At 68.7% G+C, this 718-nt stretch carries 1 protein-coding gene; it reads left to right on the top strand.

The genetic code is table 11. The annotated features are described in order from the left end of the window. Positions 1–718: phosphoglucose isomerase-related protein (locus K7854_RS37280; protein WP_505016459.1), on the top strand; the 718-nt coding region annotated here is incomplete at both ends.

Here is a 718-nt window from a genome sequence, read left to right as displayed (position 1 = left end):
GAGCTGGCCGTCGCCACCGACGTGTTCGGGCTGCGCGACGCCATGTTCCGCGGGGAGCGCATCAACATCACCGAGGACCGGGCCGTGCTGCACACCGCGCTGCGCGCGCCGCGGGACGCGGTGATCGAGGTCGACGGCGAGAACGTCGTCCCCAAGGTGCACGCCGTGCTGGACAAGATGGCCCACTTCGCCGACCGGGTCCGCTCCGGCGAGTGGACCGGTCACACCGGCAGACGCATCAAGAACGTCGTCAACGTCGGCATCGGCGGCTCGGATCTGGGTCCGGCGATGGCGTATGAGGCGCTGCGGGCCTTCACCGACCGCTCGCTCACCGTCCGCTTCGTGTCCAACGTGGACGGCGCCGACCTGCACGAGGCGGTCCGCGACCTGGACCCGGCCGAGACGCTGTTCGTCATCGCCTCCAAGACCTTCACCACCATCGAGACGGTCACCAACGCCACCTCGGCGCGGACCTGGCTGCTGGACGCACTCGGTGACGACTCCGCGGTCGCGAAGCACTTCGTGGCGCTGTCGACCAACGCCCAGAAGGTCGCGGACTTCGGCATCGACACGGCCAACATGTTCGAGTTCTGGGACTGGGTCGGCGGCCGGTACTCCTTCGACTCCGCGATCGGGCTCTCCCTGATGATCGCCATCGGCCCGGACCGCTTCCGGGAGATGCTCGACGGCTTCCGCATCGTCGACGAGCACTTCCGCA

This window comes from Streptomyces hyderabadensis (genome assembly GCF_020404845.1).
GTDB classification, from domain to species: domain Bacteria; phylum Actinomycetota; class Actinomycetes; order Streptomycetales; family Streptomycetaceae; genus Streptomyces; species Streptomyces hyderabadensis.
The sequence above is the reverse complement of the archived record's forward strand: the minus strand, read 5'-3'. Positions and strand labels throughout refer to the sequence as shown.